Below are 15,548 nucleotides of genomic sequence, written 5' to 3'. Positions count from 1 at the left end.
TTAATCATGTCCCGTATTCGTTCTGTAAAAGCAATTGAAGTTCTCGATTCTCGCGGATTCCCGACAGTTGAAGTGATGATTACAACCGATCAGAATATGATGGCAAAAGCAGTTGTTCCTTCAGGAGCCTCTACTGGAACGCATGAGGCGCTTGAGCTGCGCGACGGAGACAAATCCCGCTATTTTGGAAAAGGGGTCGAGTTGGCTGTTCAGCACGTCAATGGACCGATTGCTCAATTGTTAATCGGTGAGCATGTTTTTGATCAGACCCGTCTTGATATGCTGATGATCGCTGCGGATGGTTCGAAAAATAAGGAACACTGGGGGGCCAATGCAATTCTTGGGGCCTCTCTGGCTCTGGCAAGAGTCGGCGCGTTAACTGCCGGCCTTCCCCTTTATCGCTACATCGGAGGCTGCCATACGTATGTTCTTCCTTGCCCGATGATGAACATCATCAATGGAGGAGCTCATGCAGATAATTCTCTTGATTTTCAAGAGTTTATGATACGTCCCGTCGGTGCGCCTACATTCAAGGAAGCTGTGCGTTGGGGATCGGAAATTTTTCATACGCTTAAAGCATTGCTGAAAAAGAAAGGACATGTCACAGCCGTTGGAGATGAGGGAGGATTTGCCCCTAATCTAAACTCCAATGAAGAAGCTCTTGATCTGATTCTTGAAGCGGTTGAAAAGGCAGGGTATAAGCCTGGCGAGCAGATCGCTTTAGCTCTTGATTGTGCAGCATCGGAATTTTACGACAAAATGGCGAAAAAATATATCGAGAAAAAAAAGCAGGAGCGCAATCAAAGTTATGCGGAGCGCACATCAGAGGAGCAAATCGGTTATTTAAAAGAGCTATGCGCTCGCTATCCGATAGATTCCATAGAAGATGGACTTGATGAAGCTGATTGGAGTGGATGGAAGCTTTTGACCGAGCAGATAGGGGCCAAAGTGCAGATTGTCGGCGATGATCTGTTTGTGACGAATCCTGACTATTTGAGCAAAGGGATCAGAGAAAAAGTTGCCAATTCGATTCTGATTAAAGTAAACCAGATCGGCACGTTGACAGAGACGTTGGAGACGGTCAAAATTGCCCATACTCATGGATACACGTCTGTGATCTCCCATCGTTCCGGAGAAACAGAGGATACGATGATTGCCGATATCAGCGTTGCGGTGAACTCCGGACAGATTAAAACCGGCTCTCTTTCCCGAACAGACAGAATCTGCAAGTACAACCGCCTTTTGAATATAGAGGCTGGTTTGGGAAACGTCGCCCGCTATTACGATAGCAATCAAAGATAAAATAATTTCTCAAATTTTAAATTTAATAAAATATTTGATATAATGCTGGTTAGAAGGACTAGCCGTTTAGAGGTGAAAAGATGACCCCTTTACATACACTTGCTTTATTTGGGGAAGCAGAAAAAGGGACTTTCCGTAAGCCTCATCTCCTAAGCTCTTTGCCACAGGTGATGGAGTCTCTAGGAAATCCGCCTCCCGATAGCCGAGGACTTTTCTGTGCAGTTCAAGCTCTCCTATATGATTACGACCTGATCTTCTTCCGTGTTGAAGAGGAGGGGTTTAGCTATCAGGACTATTTTTCCGGGCTGAAGATTTTAGAAAAAGAAGATTTATTTGATGATGTTTTGGCTGTCTGCCTTCCAGGTGTTGGCGATTCTGAAATTATTGATACAGTCATTCCGCTTTGTCAATATTATCAAAGTATTTTTATCACTTCCGAATCAGATTTATACGATTACCTGACATCGCATCAGGGAGAATCGCTTCTCCCTGATGGTCGGAACTGTTAGTTAACTTCAGCGGCGAAAAATTTTTCCAAGCCTTCTTGGGTAGGCTTCATCGCTTTGCTTCCTTCATTCCAGTTGGCTGGACAGACCTCTCCGTGATTTTCAAAGAAAATCAAAGCGTCGAGCATGCGTAGTGCTTCATCAACGGAGCGGCCAAGCGGCAGGTCGTTAACGAGCTGATGCCTGATGCATCCTTCCTTGTCGATGAGGAATAGGCCGCGGTAGGCAACTCCTTCTTCTTCGCATAGCACGCCGTAATCTTTTGCGATTGTTTTGTGAATGTCTGAAATGATTGGATAGGAAACTCCTTCGATTCCCCCTTTGCTGACAGGGGTTTTCAGCCATGCATGGTGGGAGAATACGCTGTCGATCGAACAGCCGATCACTTCGCATCCGCGTTTTTGAAACTCCTCCAGCTTAGACTGGAATGCGTGCAGTTCGGTTGGGCAGACAAATGTAAAATCGAGTGGATAGAAAAAGAGAACAACATATTTTCCTTTGTATTGCTCAAGGGAAAAATTGTTGATTGTTTTTTTTCCTGCAGCTGCCGAGGCATTGATCGCCGGCGCTTTTTTACCTATTAATGTGTTCATGGGGTTAACCTCCAAAAATTTCTTTAGCTCTTGATAGCCAAGTTTCATGGCCGATGGTCGTTGCAGGCCCGTGGCCTGGATAAACTTTGGTTTCCGAAGGAAGCTTGGAAAGCTTCTCCAGTGATTCCCACATATCTTTTGGGCTTGCTGTGGGGAAGGAAAGATTTCCGATGCTGCCAGCAAAAAGAGTATCTCCGGAAATCAGTGTATGATGCTCGGGGCAGTAAAGACAGACGCCTCCGGGCGTATGTCCCGGAGTATGGATCACTCTTAGCTTTAACTCACCCACTTCAATCAGATCACCGTCATTCAAGTATTTGTCCGGATGGACCCCTTCGATCTCTGTTAACAGAGGCAGCCCATCCGATCCTGGCCGGTTCAAATTGGGCATATCGAGTTGGTGAACGTAAACCGGCGCATGAAATGTTGATTTTAGCATTGCTGTATCCCCAATGTGATCCCAGTGGGAATGGGTGATGAGAATCATTTGAGGCTTGAATTCGTGTTCATTCAAGTAGGAAATGATTGCATCGGCGGAATTGGGCGCGGGATCAATGATTGCAGCTTCCGATGTTTTTTTGCAGGCAATGATATAGGCGTTGGTCTCGAACGGGCCTGAGGGAAAAGCTTGCACGATCATAATATACCGGATGTCTCGCCGTCGAAGTGATGCGCACTGGAGAGGATTCGAACCTCTAACCGCCCGGTTCGTAGCCGGGTACTCTATCCAATTGAGCTACCAGTGCATGAAGTAAGGGGAAATTGTATAAAATTTTGAGGTTTAAAGCAAGTGAGTAAAAATTATTTAATAACGAAGATAAGACCAGCTTAACGGTTGATCTCCTTCATAGGGCATGTAGCCGTGGAAAGGACGTGGATCTTGATCAAAGATAAGCGGAAGAAAATAGCGGTCTCCGGCCCACATGGGTAGAGTATTGATGTTGTCTATCTGTACCCATTCCAATTCCCCTTCAGGGCAACGATTGAGTGGAGTGCCGGAAAATCGGGTGATCAAAAAAATAAACCCCATCCAATCCTCTCCCTTCGGGCCAAAACCTGTCCAGTTGAGGGTCCCTCTTAGCTGCATCTCTTCCACTTCGATGCCGGCTTCTTCCAGAATTTCCCTTTTCATGCAAGTAGCGATATCTTCTGTCGGTTCCATTTTACCCCCTAGCCCATTGTATTTTCCGATATGGTCGTCGTCTTCTCGTGCATTGCGGTGCATAAGAAGAACTTCTTTGCTATTGGGATGTAGCACGTAGCCTAAGGTTCCGACGATGGGGGTGTATTTCATGCGGAACATTATACGGGTTTCCAGCTCTTTAAGTAAAGGCAGCTATTCCTTGCCAACGTAATGTTTGAGGAAATGAATGCCGAGGATATTAATGATGTCGAGATAGACGCCTCCATTTAAGGTGTGTTCGATGAAAGGAATTCCCCAGGGAGAGCCTACCATGGAAATTGTCTCCGACAAACCGAAAAGCCCTGAGAAAAATCCAATGGGATCAAGCAGCGGAACTCCATCCCGATAGCTGATGAAATTTTTCACGTTTTCCAGGCATGGATCGGAAATCATTGTCGGCGAACCGAAGGTATAAATGCGGATCATCGCCCTCTCTTCCGGAGAAAGCAAATTTAGAGCGTTTTTTGTGTGGGTGGCGCCGATGCTATGGGCGTAGTGGATGATCAGGCCTCCTTCGCCGATGCCCCCCATTTCATCAATCAGCTGTTTCCACATTTCGGCAAGTTTGTACGAAGTGGAAGAGGTGTATCCCATTCGGGATAAAAAAGCACGCAGCATATCGTTCGTCCACCCATTAGTGGCATCAAAAAGGTAGTGAATGTTGACGCCGCCGTGGGCATTGGAAATGAAATCTAGAGACTCTTTGTAATTGCAGCGGGCGTTTAGGATGCCATTGATTAAAGTGATTCGAACTTTATCGTTGAGTTCCCCTTTTCCATAGATGCCGGATTCGGATTGATGCTTGTAGTATCCTCCTAGCAGAAGAAGGGTTTTTCCAATGGTTAATTCTCCGATTTTAGCGATCGTCTGATGGAGAGAGTTTTCAAAGCTGAGAGAGTTTTTCAATGATTGGAGAGAGAGGTGCGCATAGTGGCAGGCGTTTCCGATAAATGTTGATACGCTGTTCCATAAGTCTCCGAAAGAAAACAGCCCGAACGGATCGATTCTTGTCATTGGCTGGTTCAAGGAGTAGGCGTAACGGTTGACTGAATCCGGAGTGCCTAAAGGATCTTTTGAAATCCAGCGTGCGACTCCGGGCATGTAGTAGCGTTTGCCGAAGTAGATAAGATTGGTCTCTTGATCCACCCGTTTGCTGGAAAATTTCCAAGGGTTGTCGACTGGTTTGTACTGCTGTGAAAAAGGAGTGCATTTGCCGAAAGCGCTGTAGTGGTACCATTGAACGGGAGCTCCGCTGTCCGCATCGATCAGACAGCCGACATTTCCCCTGTGGTCGTGAATGGGAGCGTAAAGTTTCTGATTGATTTCGAACGCGACCGCCGCGCCCACTTCAGCCCCTAACCCAAAGCCAAGGACGCGCAGCTGGACAATCTCCCCACCGCTGCTTACCGCTCCGATTTCGTTTTCCCCTTCCCAAAGATAAGATTCAAACGTTTCCGGACGATAGGTGTGATCCTTTGAAAAATAGCGGGAGACGGATTTGGTCATCCTGCGTCCAAAAGGGTCGTAGGTAAATGAAACAAGAAGCTCTTTTTCTTTTTTGACGGTCAAAAGACGGCCTAAGGCATCATAAGTGAAGAAGAAGTGCTGCCCGTTGTCCCAGCATTCGATGATTTGGCCATTTTTATCGTAAGTCATTGCATGGGATCCGGTTCCCAATAGTTGGTTGAGCCCGTCCACGGAGCATTCGAACCCATCGATCGATGCAAGGTTGCCGATCGAGTCATAGCTGAAGCCATGTTGGTCCAGGCCTGCTTCCGAAACAATCTGATCGAGATCATCGTATTCGTAGGAATTCGTGAGTGTTCCGATGGGGTCGTCTGTGTTTAGCGATGCAATCCTGCCGAGGCTGTCGTATTCAATCCCTTGACTCCAGTAGAGAGAATGGATTGAAGAGATCTCGCTACCCTGATATTCGTAGTGGATCGGCCCCAGCTCTCCGATCATGTGCGATTCCAGCAAACGCCCATCGAGGTCGTATGCTGTATATTGATGGGAATAGAGCGCGTCGCAGCTTTTTGACAAGCGGGTAACCGCTGTCAGGTAAGCCGCATTGTATTCCCAGCTGATCTTTGATTTGTCAGGAAGGGTCAATTGCCTCAAGCGTCCCAGAAGATCGTAGTCATAGCGAAAATCCATTCCGTTAGCAAGGGTTTCCTGAATCATTTTTCCATACGGGTCGTAGCTTCTTTTTGTGAGAGTTCCTGAGAGATTGTCTGCAATTTCGGCGACCCGCCCCGCATCATTATACTTATAGGAGTAATCGACTGTTCCATCGGAGCTGACGAGCCGTGCGATCGCCCCTTTACTGTCGTATTCGAAAGAGATGGAGACATTATCAGGCTTGACAGCCAGGTTCAGAAAGCCGTCGTTGTTGTAGTGGTAAGTTGTTGTGCGAGCAAGCGGAGAACCTAGCCCTTCCGTGACGCTTTCCAGACGGTTGTTTGGTCCCCATGCCCAATGAATGGCATAAACACCTTTTTTTTCTCCGTTTTTGACAATGTCGTGGATCTCTTTCTCTTTGTTTCCCGAGAGATCATATCGGATCTCTTTCTTTGTCAATAGAGTGCCCAGAGAGTTTCTTTTTTCGATTGAGACAGGCCTGTTCAATGCGTCAAAAGTGATCGATGTTGAATCGCCTCTGGAATCGACCTCTATTCTTTTCAGAACGAGCTGACCAAGGCTATTGTAATCATACGCTTCTTGAAATGCTGCGTTTTCCTCTTTTTTTTCAGAAGGAACTTCGCGGTGGCGCAGAATTTGTCCTTTGGAGTCTTGAATAGCCATGGCAATCACTTCGTTTTGACTGCCTCTCTCAATCATTCCGATGACACATTCATCTTGATCATCTCCATACCACTCTTTTTTGCTTTCTATTTGCCCAGCCGCGTCATAGGTGATTTCGAGCTTGTAGCGGTCCTCTTTGGCAATTTTGATCTGCCTGCCAGCCCCATCGTAAGTATAAGTGGTCAGGCATCCATCCATTGAGGTTTCGGAAATCAGTCTGAAAGGGGAATAGGTAAAAATTTTCTCTCCAACCAATCTACCCTCTAAGTCAAAGCAGGTCTCTTTGGTGACACGGGAAAAAAGGTCGCGTTGAAAATGGGTCGCCAACCCTTGCCTGGAAATTTTCTTTCTTAACGATCCATCGAGATTGTAATTGAAAAATTCTTGAGTGCCGTCGGGGTGGATCACGGCAATAGGATTCCCTCGGGCATTATAAGAAGTCTTGGTGCAGTATCCTTTTGGATCAGTGGATTCGACAACTCTGTCGAAAATGTCGTAGCTCTCTTTAGTCGTCGGATAGACGGGAATGTCGTTGCTATTGAGCATTGCTGGCAGGATTGTCTTAATTAAGCGGCCCATCGGGTCATAGATGTAGTGTGTTTCATTCCCGTTGGCGTCAGTCGATGCGGTCATGTTGCCTGCGTAGTCATATCGATAGGAGATGCATTGCTGGAGCTCTTCATCTTTCCAGTGCTCTTTTTTGATCAGGCGATTTGCGAAGTCGTAGGTGCAGTGCATTTCCAAGCCATCGACGACCTGTTTGGTCAGGTTGCCTTGAAGATCGTATTCGAACTGTTGCTCTTCACCCTTATGGTTTGCGGTATAGATCAGCCTTCCAAAGGAGTCGTATGCATAAGTTGTCTCTTCAAATAGATTGAGGTTGGCATCTAAAGCCGTTTTGACGGCAATTTCGCCGTTGGCGGCGTATGCCAGCAATATTTTATTCAAAAGGATTTCCTGCATTGTGCCAAGATCCAAAAATCCCTGTTCAATGATTTCAGGTTTTCCTTTTCCCGGTCCCTCTTTCATTGGAGAGATACGCGTATATCGTCTTTCTGTTACGTTCGAAAGGTCCGATTCTTGAAAAGAGGAGCCGTCGTCCTCGATCTCTTGAATAATCATACCGTCTTCATTGTAATGATAGAAGTTACGGCAGTGGATGCGCTCCTCTTCACCGATAAGTTTGGCCGTCAATTTACCATTTTGATAGCAGTAGCGCTTGATGAGTCCGTTGTCTTCTTTTTCTTGGAGGAGAAATTTCCCATCTTCGGAATAGTCGTAGGTTGTGGAGTAATGTTCGAGCTTTTGGTCGATGGGCTGTCCGTTCAAATAGATCTCTACTGGATGGGAAGAGGTTCCCGATAAATTTCCCCAAACAGTGGTTTTCACTACATTGCCGAAAGAATCGTAATCGTAGGTGTGCAGGAGGCTGACACTGCCGTCTTTGTCTTCGATTGCGCGGCTGGTCATTTTTCCCTCTCCATCCCAGAACATTCTCTCTTTGCGGTACAGGGTATGCTCATCTAAATAATGATCGACACTGATCAATTTTTGGAAATTTCCGTATTGGTAGACGGTTTTATTTCCCAGTGCGTCATACACCTCAGTCTGTCCCGGTTGATAAAAAAAGCGGTTGGTAATAACGGGAGAATGATCGGGTCCGACAGGAGCTTTTTGCAGCTTCACCCTTCCAATGCGGGGATCCCGTATGAGATCGTCGATGATGACGATTTTTCCTCCGACATTATTTGCGGAGGCATCGTAGTATTCAGTAATTAAATATCGTCCCTCAGGCTCTTCTCTTTTTTTCAGCAGCAGTTTTCTTTCGGTGGGATGGTCGGCATATTGATAATTGATCTCTCTGCCTTTCTGATCTTTTAACTGGGTAAGAACGTAAGGATGGATAGCGCGGGATGTCTGATAGGTTTCAAATGTGTATTGCAGCAGTCTGCCATCTTCATCCTCGACATCCATTGAGACAGTACCTTCGCTTTGGTAGCGAAGCCGAATTCTCTCAGGAGAGCCGGGGCCTGCAGAGATTGCTGTCAGGCGGTTTTGCTGATCGAATGTGTAATGGAGAGACTCTGGAATCCAATCGGGGGGAACGGCGTTTTCAGCATGGAGGATATTCGGATGGTTGAAATGCCATCCTTGAGCTATCGGATCGTGAGAAGTGTAGTATCTGCGCAGCTCAAGCGGGCAGGGATCTTTTAATGATAGATCAATACAGCTTTCGCAGTACTCGCCAGTAATCACGTTGACAGTTTGGTATTGATACGGTCCTTGCAAAGCTTCTGAAATCGATTCGATTTGGAAAGTGTTTTCTGCCTCGGCAGAAAAGAGGAAGATCAGATTGACAATCAATAAAGTAATAAATTTATTATTCATTAGTTAAGTAAATCGTTAATTTAACCTTTAAAATAATTAACGTCTGTATTGTTAGTTGATAACCAAAAATGGATAATAAATCAATGTAAAAAAGGTGGGTGAAAAAAAACATATGTTGTTGGATAATCAAAGGATTCGGAGAATGTCTCTTAAGGTTTAGTCAATGAATATTGTGATTTTAGGTGCCGGAGGCGTCGGCCGCTACATTGCGCAAGTGCTTTCAAAAGAAGAGCATAATGTGATTTTAATCGATCCTAACGAAAAAAAATTGGAAAAAGCTTCTTGGGAGATGGATGTTGCGATCCGCCAAGGCTCCGGAACGGATTGGCAGCTTCTTGATGATCTCTTAGATCTCTCTCCCGATTTTTTGATTGCGTTGACAAGTCAAGACGAGGTCAATCTTACAGCTTGCGCCATTGCTAAGCATTTAGGATATCCCCGTACGATTGCTAGGGTGCGTGACAATCGCTACCTCAATCGGACACGTTTGGATTTTTCCCACATATTTGAAGTGGATTATTTTATCGGCCCCGAACTCCTTGTGGCAAATGATATCCTGAAGTACATGGTCAGTCCGGGTTCTTTGGCTGTGGAGAACTTTGCGCACGGCGCTGTTCAATTGAGAACCTTGGCAATTCCGGAAAAATGGCGCAAAAGCGATGTGCCATTGCAGCATTTGACGTTGCCGAAAGGGGTGATTATTGGTCTCATTCGACGTGATATTCCGGATGCAGAAGAGAAAGGGGCCAAGGAAGTGATCTTTCCTCATGGCCAGGATGTGATTAAACCAGGCGATGAAGTGACGTTCATTGGAGAAACGGAGGCCATTTCTGAGTTACATCGGTTCCTTGGCATTAAACAGCAAAGAATTTCTTCCGTTGTGATCATAGGAGGATCGCTGACAGGGTTGAACCTTGCACGTCTTCTTGAGGGACGCGAAGTTGATGTACGCTTAATCGAAAAAGATTATGACCGCTGCCGCTATCTTGCCGAGAAGCTTCCCAATACAACAATCATGAACCATCAGTTGAATGATATCGATTATTTTAAATCCGAAAAGATCGGAACGGCCGAAGTCTTTGTCGCCTGCACTGAAAGCGATGAGATGAACATGATTGCTGCTCTTTTGGGGAAAGAGGTTGGTTGCGATGATGTGGTGGTTACTCTGTCTAACACAAACTACGCCCCTATTGCCAATCAGCTTGGAATCAATCATGCATTGTCTCCGAGAATCAGCACTGCAGACCATATTCTTTCCCACATTCTTGGGGGAACGGTTACTTCACTTGTCTCATTTTACGACAATCAGGCGGAAATTTTAGAAATTAACGTTTCCATGGAATCCAAGCTTGTCGGCATTCCCTTGTCCGAGCTTGGATCGTTGCTGCCCAAAGATTTTTTGATTGCAATGATTCAAAACCGCGGGAGAATTATGGTAGCGAACGGAAACAGAATTATTTCTCCTGGAGATACGGTGATTGTCATCACAAGCCCGAAACATATTCCTGAATTGGAAAAAATTTTTTAACTTTCTATGCTATACCGCGATATCTGTAAGATTTTAGGATACTATCTTTTAGGCCTGGCAGTAGTTCTTGTTGTTCCTTTGCTTCTTGCTGCTTATTATCAGTGGATTGCAGATCCGATGATGCATCCTCAGCCACATGTAACGCATGCATTTTTTTGGTCGGCTGCCTCATGTCTTGCGATTTCTTTTTGCTGCTATCAATATGGAAAACATTCCATCGGGCATCTTTACCGCAGAGAGGGGCTTGTTGCGGTCGTCTTAATTTGGTTTTTGACTCCGGTTTTCGCAGGCCTTCCTTTTTACTTGAGCGGAACGCTTGAAAATCCTTGCCACGCATTTTTTGAAGCTGCTTCGGGGTTTTCAACTGCTGGAGCTACGACTATGCAGGCAAAGAAGTATGATCCGCGCACGGGTCAGGAAATTCCGATCGAGCGCGTTTTTGGCGGACAGCAGAAAACCATCTACAGTTATTACGGGACGATCAAGCCTGTAGTAGATCCTGTAACAGGGAAAGTACTTTATGAAGGGATCGAAGCGGTTGGGAAGGCGCTGCTTTTTTGGAGAAGCTTTACTCAATGGCTTGGCGGCATGGGAATTGTCGTTTTGTTTGTCGCCATCTTGCCAGCTCTTGGCATAGGCGGAAAGAGGTTGTTTCAAGCAGAAATTCCCGGTCCGATTAAAGACTCTTTGACACCTCGTATCAAAGAGACAGCTTTGCAATTATGGAAAATTTATCTCGGTCTCACTGCTATCCTCGCAGGTTTGCTCTTAGTAACAAATCATGAAATGAGTTGGCTGGAAGTTGCCACTGTGACACTTTCGACAATTTCTACAGGAGGATTTACGACTCGAAATGCGAGTATTGGAGCTTTCGACAATCCGTTCACCGATTGGATTGTGATGATTTTTATGGTACTTGGTTCAATTAATTTTTCCCTCTATTTTTTTTTATTGAAGGGAAAGTTCTATCGGATCTATGAGCCGGAATTTTTTTTGTTTATTGCGATTCTTATTCTTGGCTGCGGGGTTGTGTCTTGGCAGCTGGTTGGAAATCCTCTAGTTCTTTTGTCTGGGGAAAAGTTGGGTCTTATGTCGATTCATGATGCGATCAGGTATGGATCGTTTCAATTTATCTCAGCCATGACGACAGCGGGATTTGCCACAGTCGATTACGATCACTGGCCTTATTTTGTCCAAGTGTTGATGCTGATTGTGATGTTTATCGGTGGAATGTCCGGTTCAACAGCCGGAGGGATGAAAGTGATCCGTCAGCTGATGGTGTTTCGTATCGTTCAATACAAGTGCGAATCACTTTTTCGTCCTGAAACTTTGCGTTTCTTCAAATTAGGGGAGAAGGAAGTAGGATCAGGAGCGTCGATCATGGTTCTTTGTTATTTTGTGATTGTGATAGCAATGATGGCATTTTCGACGATCTTTTACGTTTGGGATGGCATCGATCCTCAAACCTCTTTGTCTTTGTCTACGATGATGATCAATAATATAGGAATGGGCTTCCGTATGGCCTCCCCCATGGAATCGTGCGCCTTTTTATCGGACTTTGCTTTGTTATTTTCCTCTCTTCTTATGATTTTTGGCCGTTTGGAGTTCTTAGCCGTTCTTGCTGTGATGGTTCCGGCTTTTTGGCAAAAGAGTAAATAATATACCGAACCAACTTCAAAAATCATTTTTTTGAAGTTGGTTCGGTATAACATCTTTTCAAGGCCGACTAGTACCCAACCATGAAAATTTTTGAAACAAATTCTCATGGTTGGGTACTAGATAGTGTCGCCCTTGTTTTCAATTTTAACCAGCGTCGAAACCTTGAGGACGAATACTAAGGGATCATCTTTGATTGATTTGAACCCGTAGCGTTCATAGAAGGCCGCAACCATTTCATTTTTTGCATCAACCACAACTACTCTTCCGCCAAATTCCTCTGATATTTTCAAACACTTCTGCAGAGCATGCCTTAGTAACTTTGCACCAAACCCTTTACCTTGATATTTTTTACTAATGGCTAAACGTCCTATTCGTATGCCTGGTACTAAATCATATGGGACTCCGCGCCCTTCGCGCTTGGATAAAGACTCCTTGGCTATTTGAGTTGGGGAAATTGAGTAAAAACCTATAATAGATGCAGTCCTTTGATCTAAAGCTACAGTCGTGACAGAAAGACGCTGAGACATTTCGGTGAGTGCTCTTAAAGATAAAAATTTATTGAGGGCTTCCTCTCCACAATCAAATCCAATGCATTCAATTGAATTGTCTAATCGTTTGAACTTTAGTTGCATGTTCTCAGCCATTAATCAGAGTCTTTCATGAGTCGTCGCAAATTGCCAGTTGGTTCGTCATCTGACTCCATGATTTCTTGAAATCTGAACCACTCATTCTCATCGAGAATTATATTTTCAATTGTTTCATGGGATTTTAATTCTTTTTCAGGAACAATTCGAGCTGGTTCGAGAACAATTTTATCCTGTTCTTTAGAGATAGTAAATAAGCGGCCAGCACACTCCTTGCCTAAGTTAATGCGCCCTGTAGCATCTGCTTTAATTGATCTTTGTGCTTCCATGGGTATTTCCTTTTTCTTCATTATATCACAGTAGGAAATATTACAAAATGGGGTAAACCCATTTTTATATATTATCCATTTTGTAACTCCAAAAAATTTTTTATTCTTTTTACAAGGGTGCTGAATAATTAGCTTTTTTAAAGATATAAAATAAAAATTATTTTATAATAAAGACAGGGGCTAGATGTCATAATGTCTATTCGATCAAAACCTTTAATTTATTCGGGATTTATCCATTCTTTAGAAAATCAGAGTGATAAATCTAAATTTTCAAAGCGTTATAGCCGTTTTAAGAAAAGGTGCCATTGCCGGAGTCTGCAGCAGGTTGTCAAGGTTTCCCATCAATATTTGTCTAAAGAAAGGGATGTCGAAGATTTACAACGGGTTCTTGGTGGTTTGCGCATGATCAAGCAGGAATATCCCGAATGCAGTTTTTTGAAAAAGGTGATGGTATTGTTTAATCGTCGATACAGAGTCAGCCGTGAAAAAGCTTTGATATCGTTAGATGGGACAATCCAGGCATACGAACGAAAAATTCGAGCTTTGGAAGATTTAAAAGGAGAAGATGCGGAAAATTCAGGGTTAGAAGCAAAATTAGAAGGAAATCATTTCGGCAATGTTGTTTTTCGCAAAGGATTTACAGAGGCTGCATCGGCAGCCGTCAAGCGAATGGCCGAAACGGGAAAGCTTCCTCCAGATGAACATATCATGCTATGGAAAAAAGAGTTGAATGCTCTAGTTAAGAAATTTGGAAGCAAAGAAGTCGATCAAGACGATCTTTATAAAGCGGTGCTATTGGTAGGAAAGGAGCATGTGCCTCGGTTAATTAGGCAAATGGATCGCATTCGGCGGGAGGAGCCAGGATTTCTTTTTCCCGATATCAGTCGCGGTGTTTTAAACAAGCAATCAGAGTTTTTCCAGCATTTAGCAAAAGCAGTCGCAGACTTGGCAGAGGATAAGATAGATCTTTCCAAGCCTATTTACAGCAAGCCTGTGGATGTTGCAGAAGAGGTCGATGTGCTATCAGGGCATATCAACTTGGAAGGAAGTCGGGCAAAAAAGATGGTACAGCAGATGTGGAAAGATCATCGGCATCAATCTTCACAAATTGCCTTAAATAATTTGACAATAGAGTTGCTTGCCCTTTTCAAAGAAAAAAAGGTGCCGTTGCCGGAGCTTGCAAATGAAAATAATATTGAGCGATTGGCTGAAATCTTTGTAAGAGCCCTTGCCAAGGATGAAGGGGATTTCTTTTCTGCGTTTGCTATGTTGTTGGAAAAGTCTTTAAGGGAGTCTGAACTGGATGATCTCAATTCTCAATCTCAGCAAGTTGTAGAATCTCTTATCAGGGCGATGCAAAAATATGGAAAGATCGATCTTTCTCAAGTGAAAAACACCAGACGTTCCCAGGCGTTGGAAATGATTCAAGCGAGAATTAAAATAGGCTTTTCCAGAGCTTGCAATGAAACGAAAGGAATCAAGAAAAATTTCAGGGAAGAATTTTTGGAAACTGTTGATTATTGGAAGTCCAGAGAAGATTTCTCTGATTTTTCCGATAGACTGCTTGAAGCATCAAAAAAAGGAGGGAATGCCATCAGAGCTCTTATTGCAGAATACATTGATGACAAAGCACCTGATACTGATGACAGCACTCTTATATCGGCATTGCTTTATCAATTATGTAATGATGATCAGCATCGGTTCTCGCAATTTGTCTTAAATATGATGTTGATTAGAGAGCAAAACCCCGGATTGTCGCATCCATTCCTTGATTCTTTGTATCAAGGGATCGGATTTGTTGGGGGAGTGGATCTTCGAAATGTGTCTACAATCGATGAAATCTTAATTTTAAACAATAAAAGAGAAGGAATTTCAAGAGATCCTGATGCCGAGATTTTTGAAGAAAATTTTTCATTGTTTAAAGAGAAAAATGGGAGGCTTGCGAAAATGGATCCTCAATCGCCTCAGGAGGGAGTCGAAAAGGTGGATATCGAGGATGCGAAGAAACTGCAAAAACTATTTAACCACTCTGAATTTAAAAGTGATGTCGAAGCGTTGCTGAATGAATATCTTGAGAACGATCAGCTCTCTTCTACTGAAAATAATCGCAGAAGGTTTATAGAAAAATTGATCCCTATTACGGAAAAATATCTCCCTGTCATGCTTTCTGAAGAAGCTGCGGTTCCGGGTGGAGATGATCTTCTTCCTTTCATACAAGCTTTGCTTGCGGTAAGTCCCAGTTTAGGGGGGCAAACATTATCAAAGATAGCTCATGAAGATCAAAAAGTCATGGGTGATGTGAAATCCCCTTTTGATTATCATTTTCTCACTATCTTTGCGATGAGAGACTATTTTAAGAGTTCTTGAGACCTCTCTTAAACCTGCTTGCAGGCACCCTCTTTGCCGCATGAAGAGGGGCATTCTTGCTTTTGGGAATAATCCGTGATATAAAATCCGGATCCTTTAAATGATAGACCAATGCCGCCGCCAGGTCCTCGTCTAAGAGTTGGCGCCGCGCACTTCGGGCACTCTTTCAAAGGGAAATCGGTAATCTTTTGAAACGCATCCATTTGATGTTTGCATGTTTCGCAAATGTAGGCATATGTTGGCATGAAAGTATTCCTTATTTTAGAAAAGGAGGAAGGAATTTTCCTTCCTCCAAATAATAATG

12 protein-coding genes and 1 tRNA gene are annotated in these 15,548 nt (G+C 44.1%); 5 read left to right on the top strand and 8 right to left on the bottom strand.

The genetic code is table 11. The annotated features are described in order from the left end of the window. The first annotated feature begins 6 nt into the window (after window positions 1-6). A complete protein-coding gene (gene eno / locus WCW_RS08945; RefSeq protein ID WP_013182900.1) occupies window positions 7-1,302 on the top strand; it encodes a phosphopyruvate hydratase in 1,296 nt (431 codons plus the stop codon). An 80-nt stretch (window positions 1,303-1,382) separates the two neighbouring features. Then, window positions 1,383-1,811 (top strand): hypothetical protein, encoded by a 429-nt coding sequence (locus WCW_RS08940; RefSeq protein ID WP_013182899.1) that lies wholly within the window; start codon window positions 1,383-1,385, stop codon window positions 1,809-1,811. Here the strand turns inward: WCW_RS08940 and WCW_RS08935 are convergent. The 5 genes from WCW_RS08935 to WCW_RS08915 form a co-directional block, all read right to left on the bottom strand. Further along, window positions 1,808-2,401 carry a peroxiredoxin gene (locus WCW_RS08935; RefSeq protein WP_013182898.1) on the bottom strand — a complete coding sequence of 198 codons (594 nt, stop codon included), beginning with the start codon at window positions 2,399-2,401 and terminating at the stop codon, window positions 1,808-1,810. The two genes, WCW_RS08940 and WCW_RS08935, sit on opposite strands and share 4 nt — an antisense overlap. A 4-nt stretch (window positions 2,402-2,405) precedes the next feature. Next, complete coding sequence (locus WCW_RS08930) at window positions 2,406-3,041, bottom strand: MBL fold metallo-hydrolase (protein ID WP_013182897.1); 636 nt, start codon at window positions 3,039-3,041, stop codon at window positions 2,406-2,408. Window positions 3,042-3,073: 32 nt separating this feature from the next. Beyond that, window positions 3,074-3,147: transfer RNA gene (locus WCW_RS08925), tRNA-Arg, on the bottom strand. A gap of 59 nt (window positions 3,148-3,206) precedes the next feature. Beyond that, on the bottom strand, window positions 3,207-3,695 hold the full coding sequence (locus WCW_RS08920; RefSeq protein WP_041941947.1) for an NUDIX hydrolase: 489 nt from the start codon (window positions 3,693-3,695) through the stop codon (window positions 3,207-3,209). 42 nt (window positions 3,696-3,737) lie between these two features. Beyond that, a complete protein-coding gene (locus tag WCW_RS08915) occupies window positions 3,738-8,777 on the bottom strand; it encodes an RHS repeat-associated core domain-containing protein (RefSeq protein ID WP_013182895.1) in 5,040 nt (1,679 codons plus the stop codon). Window positions 8,778-8,940: 163 nt separating this feature from the next. On the opposite strand from WCW_RS08915, the gene trkA reads away from it, so the two are divergent. Beyond that, window positions 8,941-10,305, top strand: coding sequence for a Trk system potassium transporter TrkA (trkA, locus tag WCW_RS08910; RefSeq protein WP_013182894.1), 1,365 nt, complete (start codon window positions 8,941-8,943; stop codon window positions 10,303-10,305). 6 nt (window positions 10,306-10,311) lie between these two features. Further along, the gene (locus WCW_RS08905) at window positions 10,312-11,964 is read left to right on the top strand and encodes a TrkH family potassium uptake protein (RefSeq protein ID WP_013182893.1); all 1,653 of its coding nucleotides are present in this window, start codon (window positions 10,312-10,314) and stop codon (window positions 11,962-11,964) included. Between the two features lie 116 nt (window positions 11,965-12,080). On the opposite strand, the gene WCW_RS08900 is transcribed toward WCW_RS08905, so the two are convergent. Beyond that, window positions 12,081-12,608, bottom strand: a complete 528-nt coding sequence (locus tag WCW_RS08900; protein ID WP_013182892.1) for a GNAT family N-acetyltransferase — start codon at window positions 12,606-12,608, stop codon at window positions 12,081-12,083. Beyond that, on the bottom strand, window positions 12,608-12,877 hold the full coding sequence (locus tag WCW_RS08895) for a hypothetical protein (protein ID WP_041941612.1): 270 nt from the start codon (window positions 12,875-12,877) through the stop codon (window positions 12,608-12,610). Before WCW_RS08895 ends, WCW_RS08900 begins: the two co-directional genes overlap by 1 nt. A 192-nt stretch (window positions 12,878-13,069) precedes the next feature. Here WCW_RS08895 and WCW_RS08890 point away from each other — a divergent pair, with 192 nt between their 5' ends. Next, window positions 13,070-15,244, top strand: coding sequence for a hypothetical protein (locus WCW_RS08890; protein ID WP_013182890.1), 2,175 nt, complete (start codon window positions 13,070-13,072; stop codon window positions 15,242-15,244). 8 nt (window positions 15,245-15,252) lie between these two features. Here WCW_RS08890 and WCW_RS08885 read toward each other — a convergent pair whose 3' ends face one another. Next, complete coding sequence (locus WCW_RS08885) at window positions 15,253-15,489, bottom strand: FmdB family zinc ribbon protein (protein WP_013182889.1); 237 nt, start codon at window positions 15,487-15,489, stop codon at window positions 15,253-15,255. Window positions 15,490-15,548 lie beyond the last annotated feature (59 nt).

It is taken from the genome of Waddlia chondrophila WSU 86-1044 (assembly GCF_000092785.1).
Classification (GTDB): Bacteria; Chlamydiota; Chlamydiia; order Chlamydiales; family Waddliaceae; genus Waddlia; species Waddlia chondrophila.
This window is presented reverse-complemented; position numbering and strand designations above follow the sequence as displayed.

Bases quoted from the DNA above. Each gene is read 5' to 3' on its own strand.
- eno (WP_013182900.1), top strand. From the start codon at position 7: ATGTCCCGTATTCGTTCTGTAAAAGCAATTGAAGTTCTCGATTCTCGC.
- WCW_RS08940 (WP_013182899.1), top strand. From the start codon at position 1,383: ATGACCCCTTTACATACACTTGCTTTATTTGGGGAAGCAGAAAAAGGG.
- WCW_RS08935 (WP_013182898.1), bottom strand. From the start codon at position 2,401: ATGAACACATTAATAGGTAAAAAAGCGCCGGCGATCAATGCCTCGGCA.
- WCW_RS08930 (WP_013182897.1), bottom strand. From the start codon at position 3,041: ATGATCGTGCAAGCTTTTCCCTCAGGCCCGTTCGAGACCAACGCCTAT.
- WCW_RS08920 (WP_041941947.1), bottom strand. From the start codon at position 3,695: ATGAAATACACCCCCATCGTCGGAACCTTAGGCTACGTGCTACATCCC.
- WCW_RS08915 (WP_013182895.1), bottom strand. From the start codon at position 8,777: ATGAATAATAAATTTATTACTTTATTGATTGTCAATCTGATCTTCCTC.
- trkA (WP_013182894.1), top strand. From the start codon at position 8,941: ATGAATATTGTGATTTTAGGTGCCGGAGGCGTCGGCCGCTACATTGCG.
- WCW_RS08905 (WP_013182893.1), top strand. From the start codon at position 10,312: ATGCTATACCGCGATATCTGTAAGATTTTAGGATACTATCTTTTAGGC.
- WCW_RS08900 (WP_013182892.1), bottom strand. From the start codon at position 12,608: ATGGCTGAGAACATGCAACTAAAGTTCAAACGATTAGACAATTCAATT.
- WCW_RS08895 (WP_041941612.1), bottom strand. From the start codon at position 12,877: ATGGAAGCACAAAGATCAATTAAAGCAGATGCTACAGGGCGCATTAAC.
- WCW_RS08890 (WP_013182890.1), top strand. From the start codon at position 13,070: ATGTCTATTCGATCAAAACCTTTAATTTATTCGGGATTTATCCATTCT.
- WCW_RS08885 (WP_013182889.1), bottom strand. From the start codon at position 15,489: ATGCCAACATATGCCTACATTTGCGAAACATGCAAACATCAAATGGAT.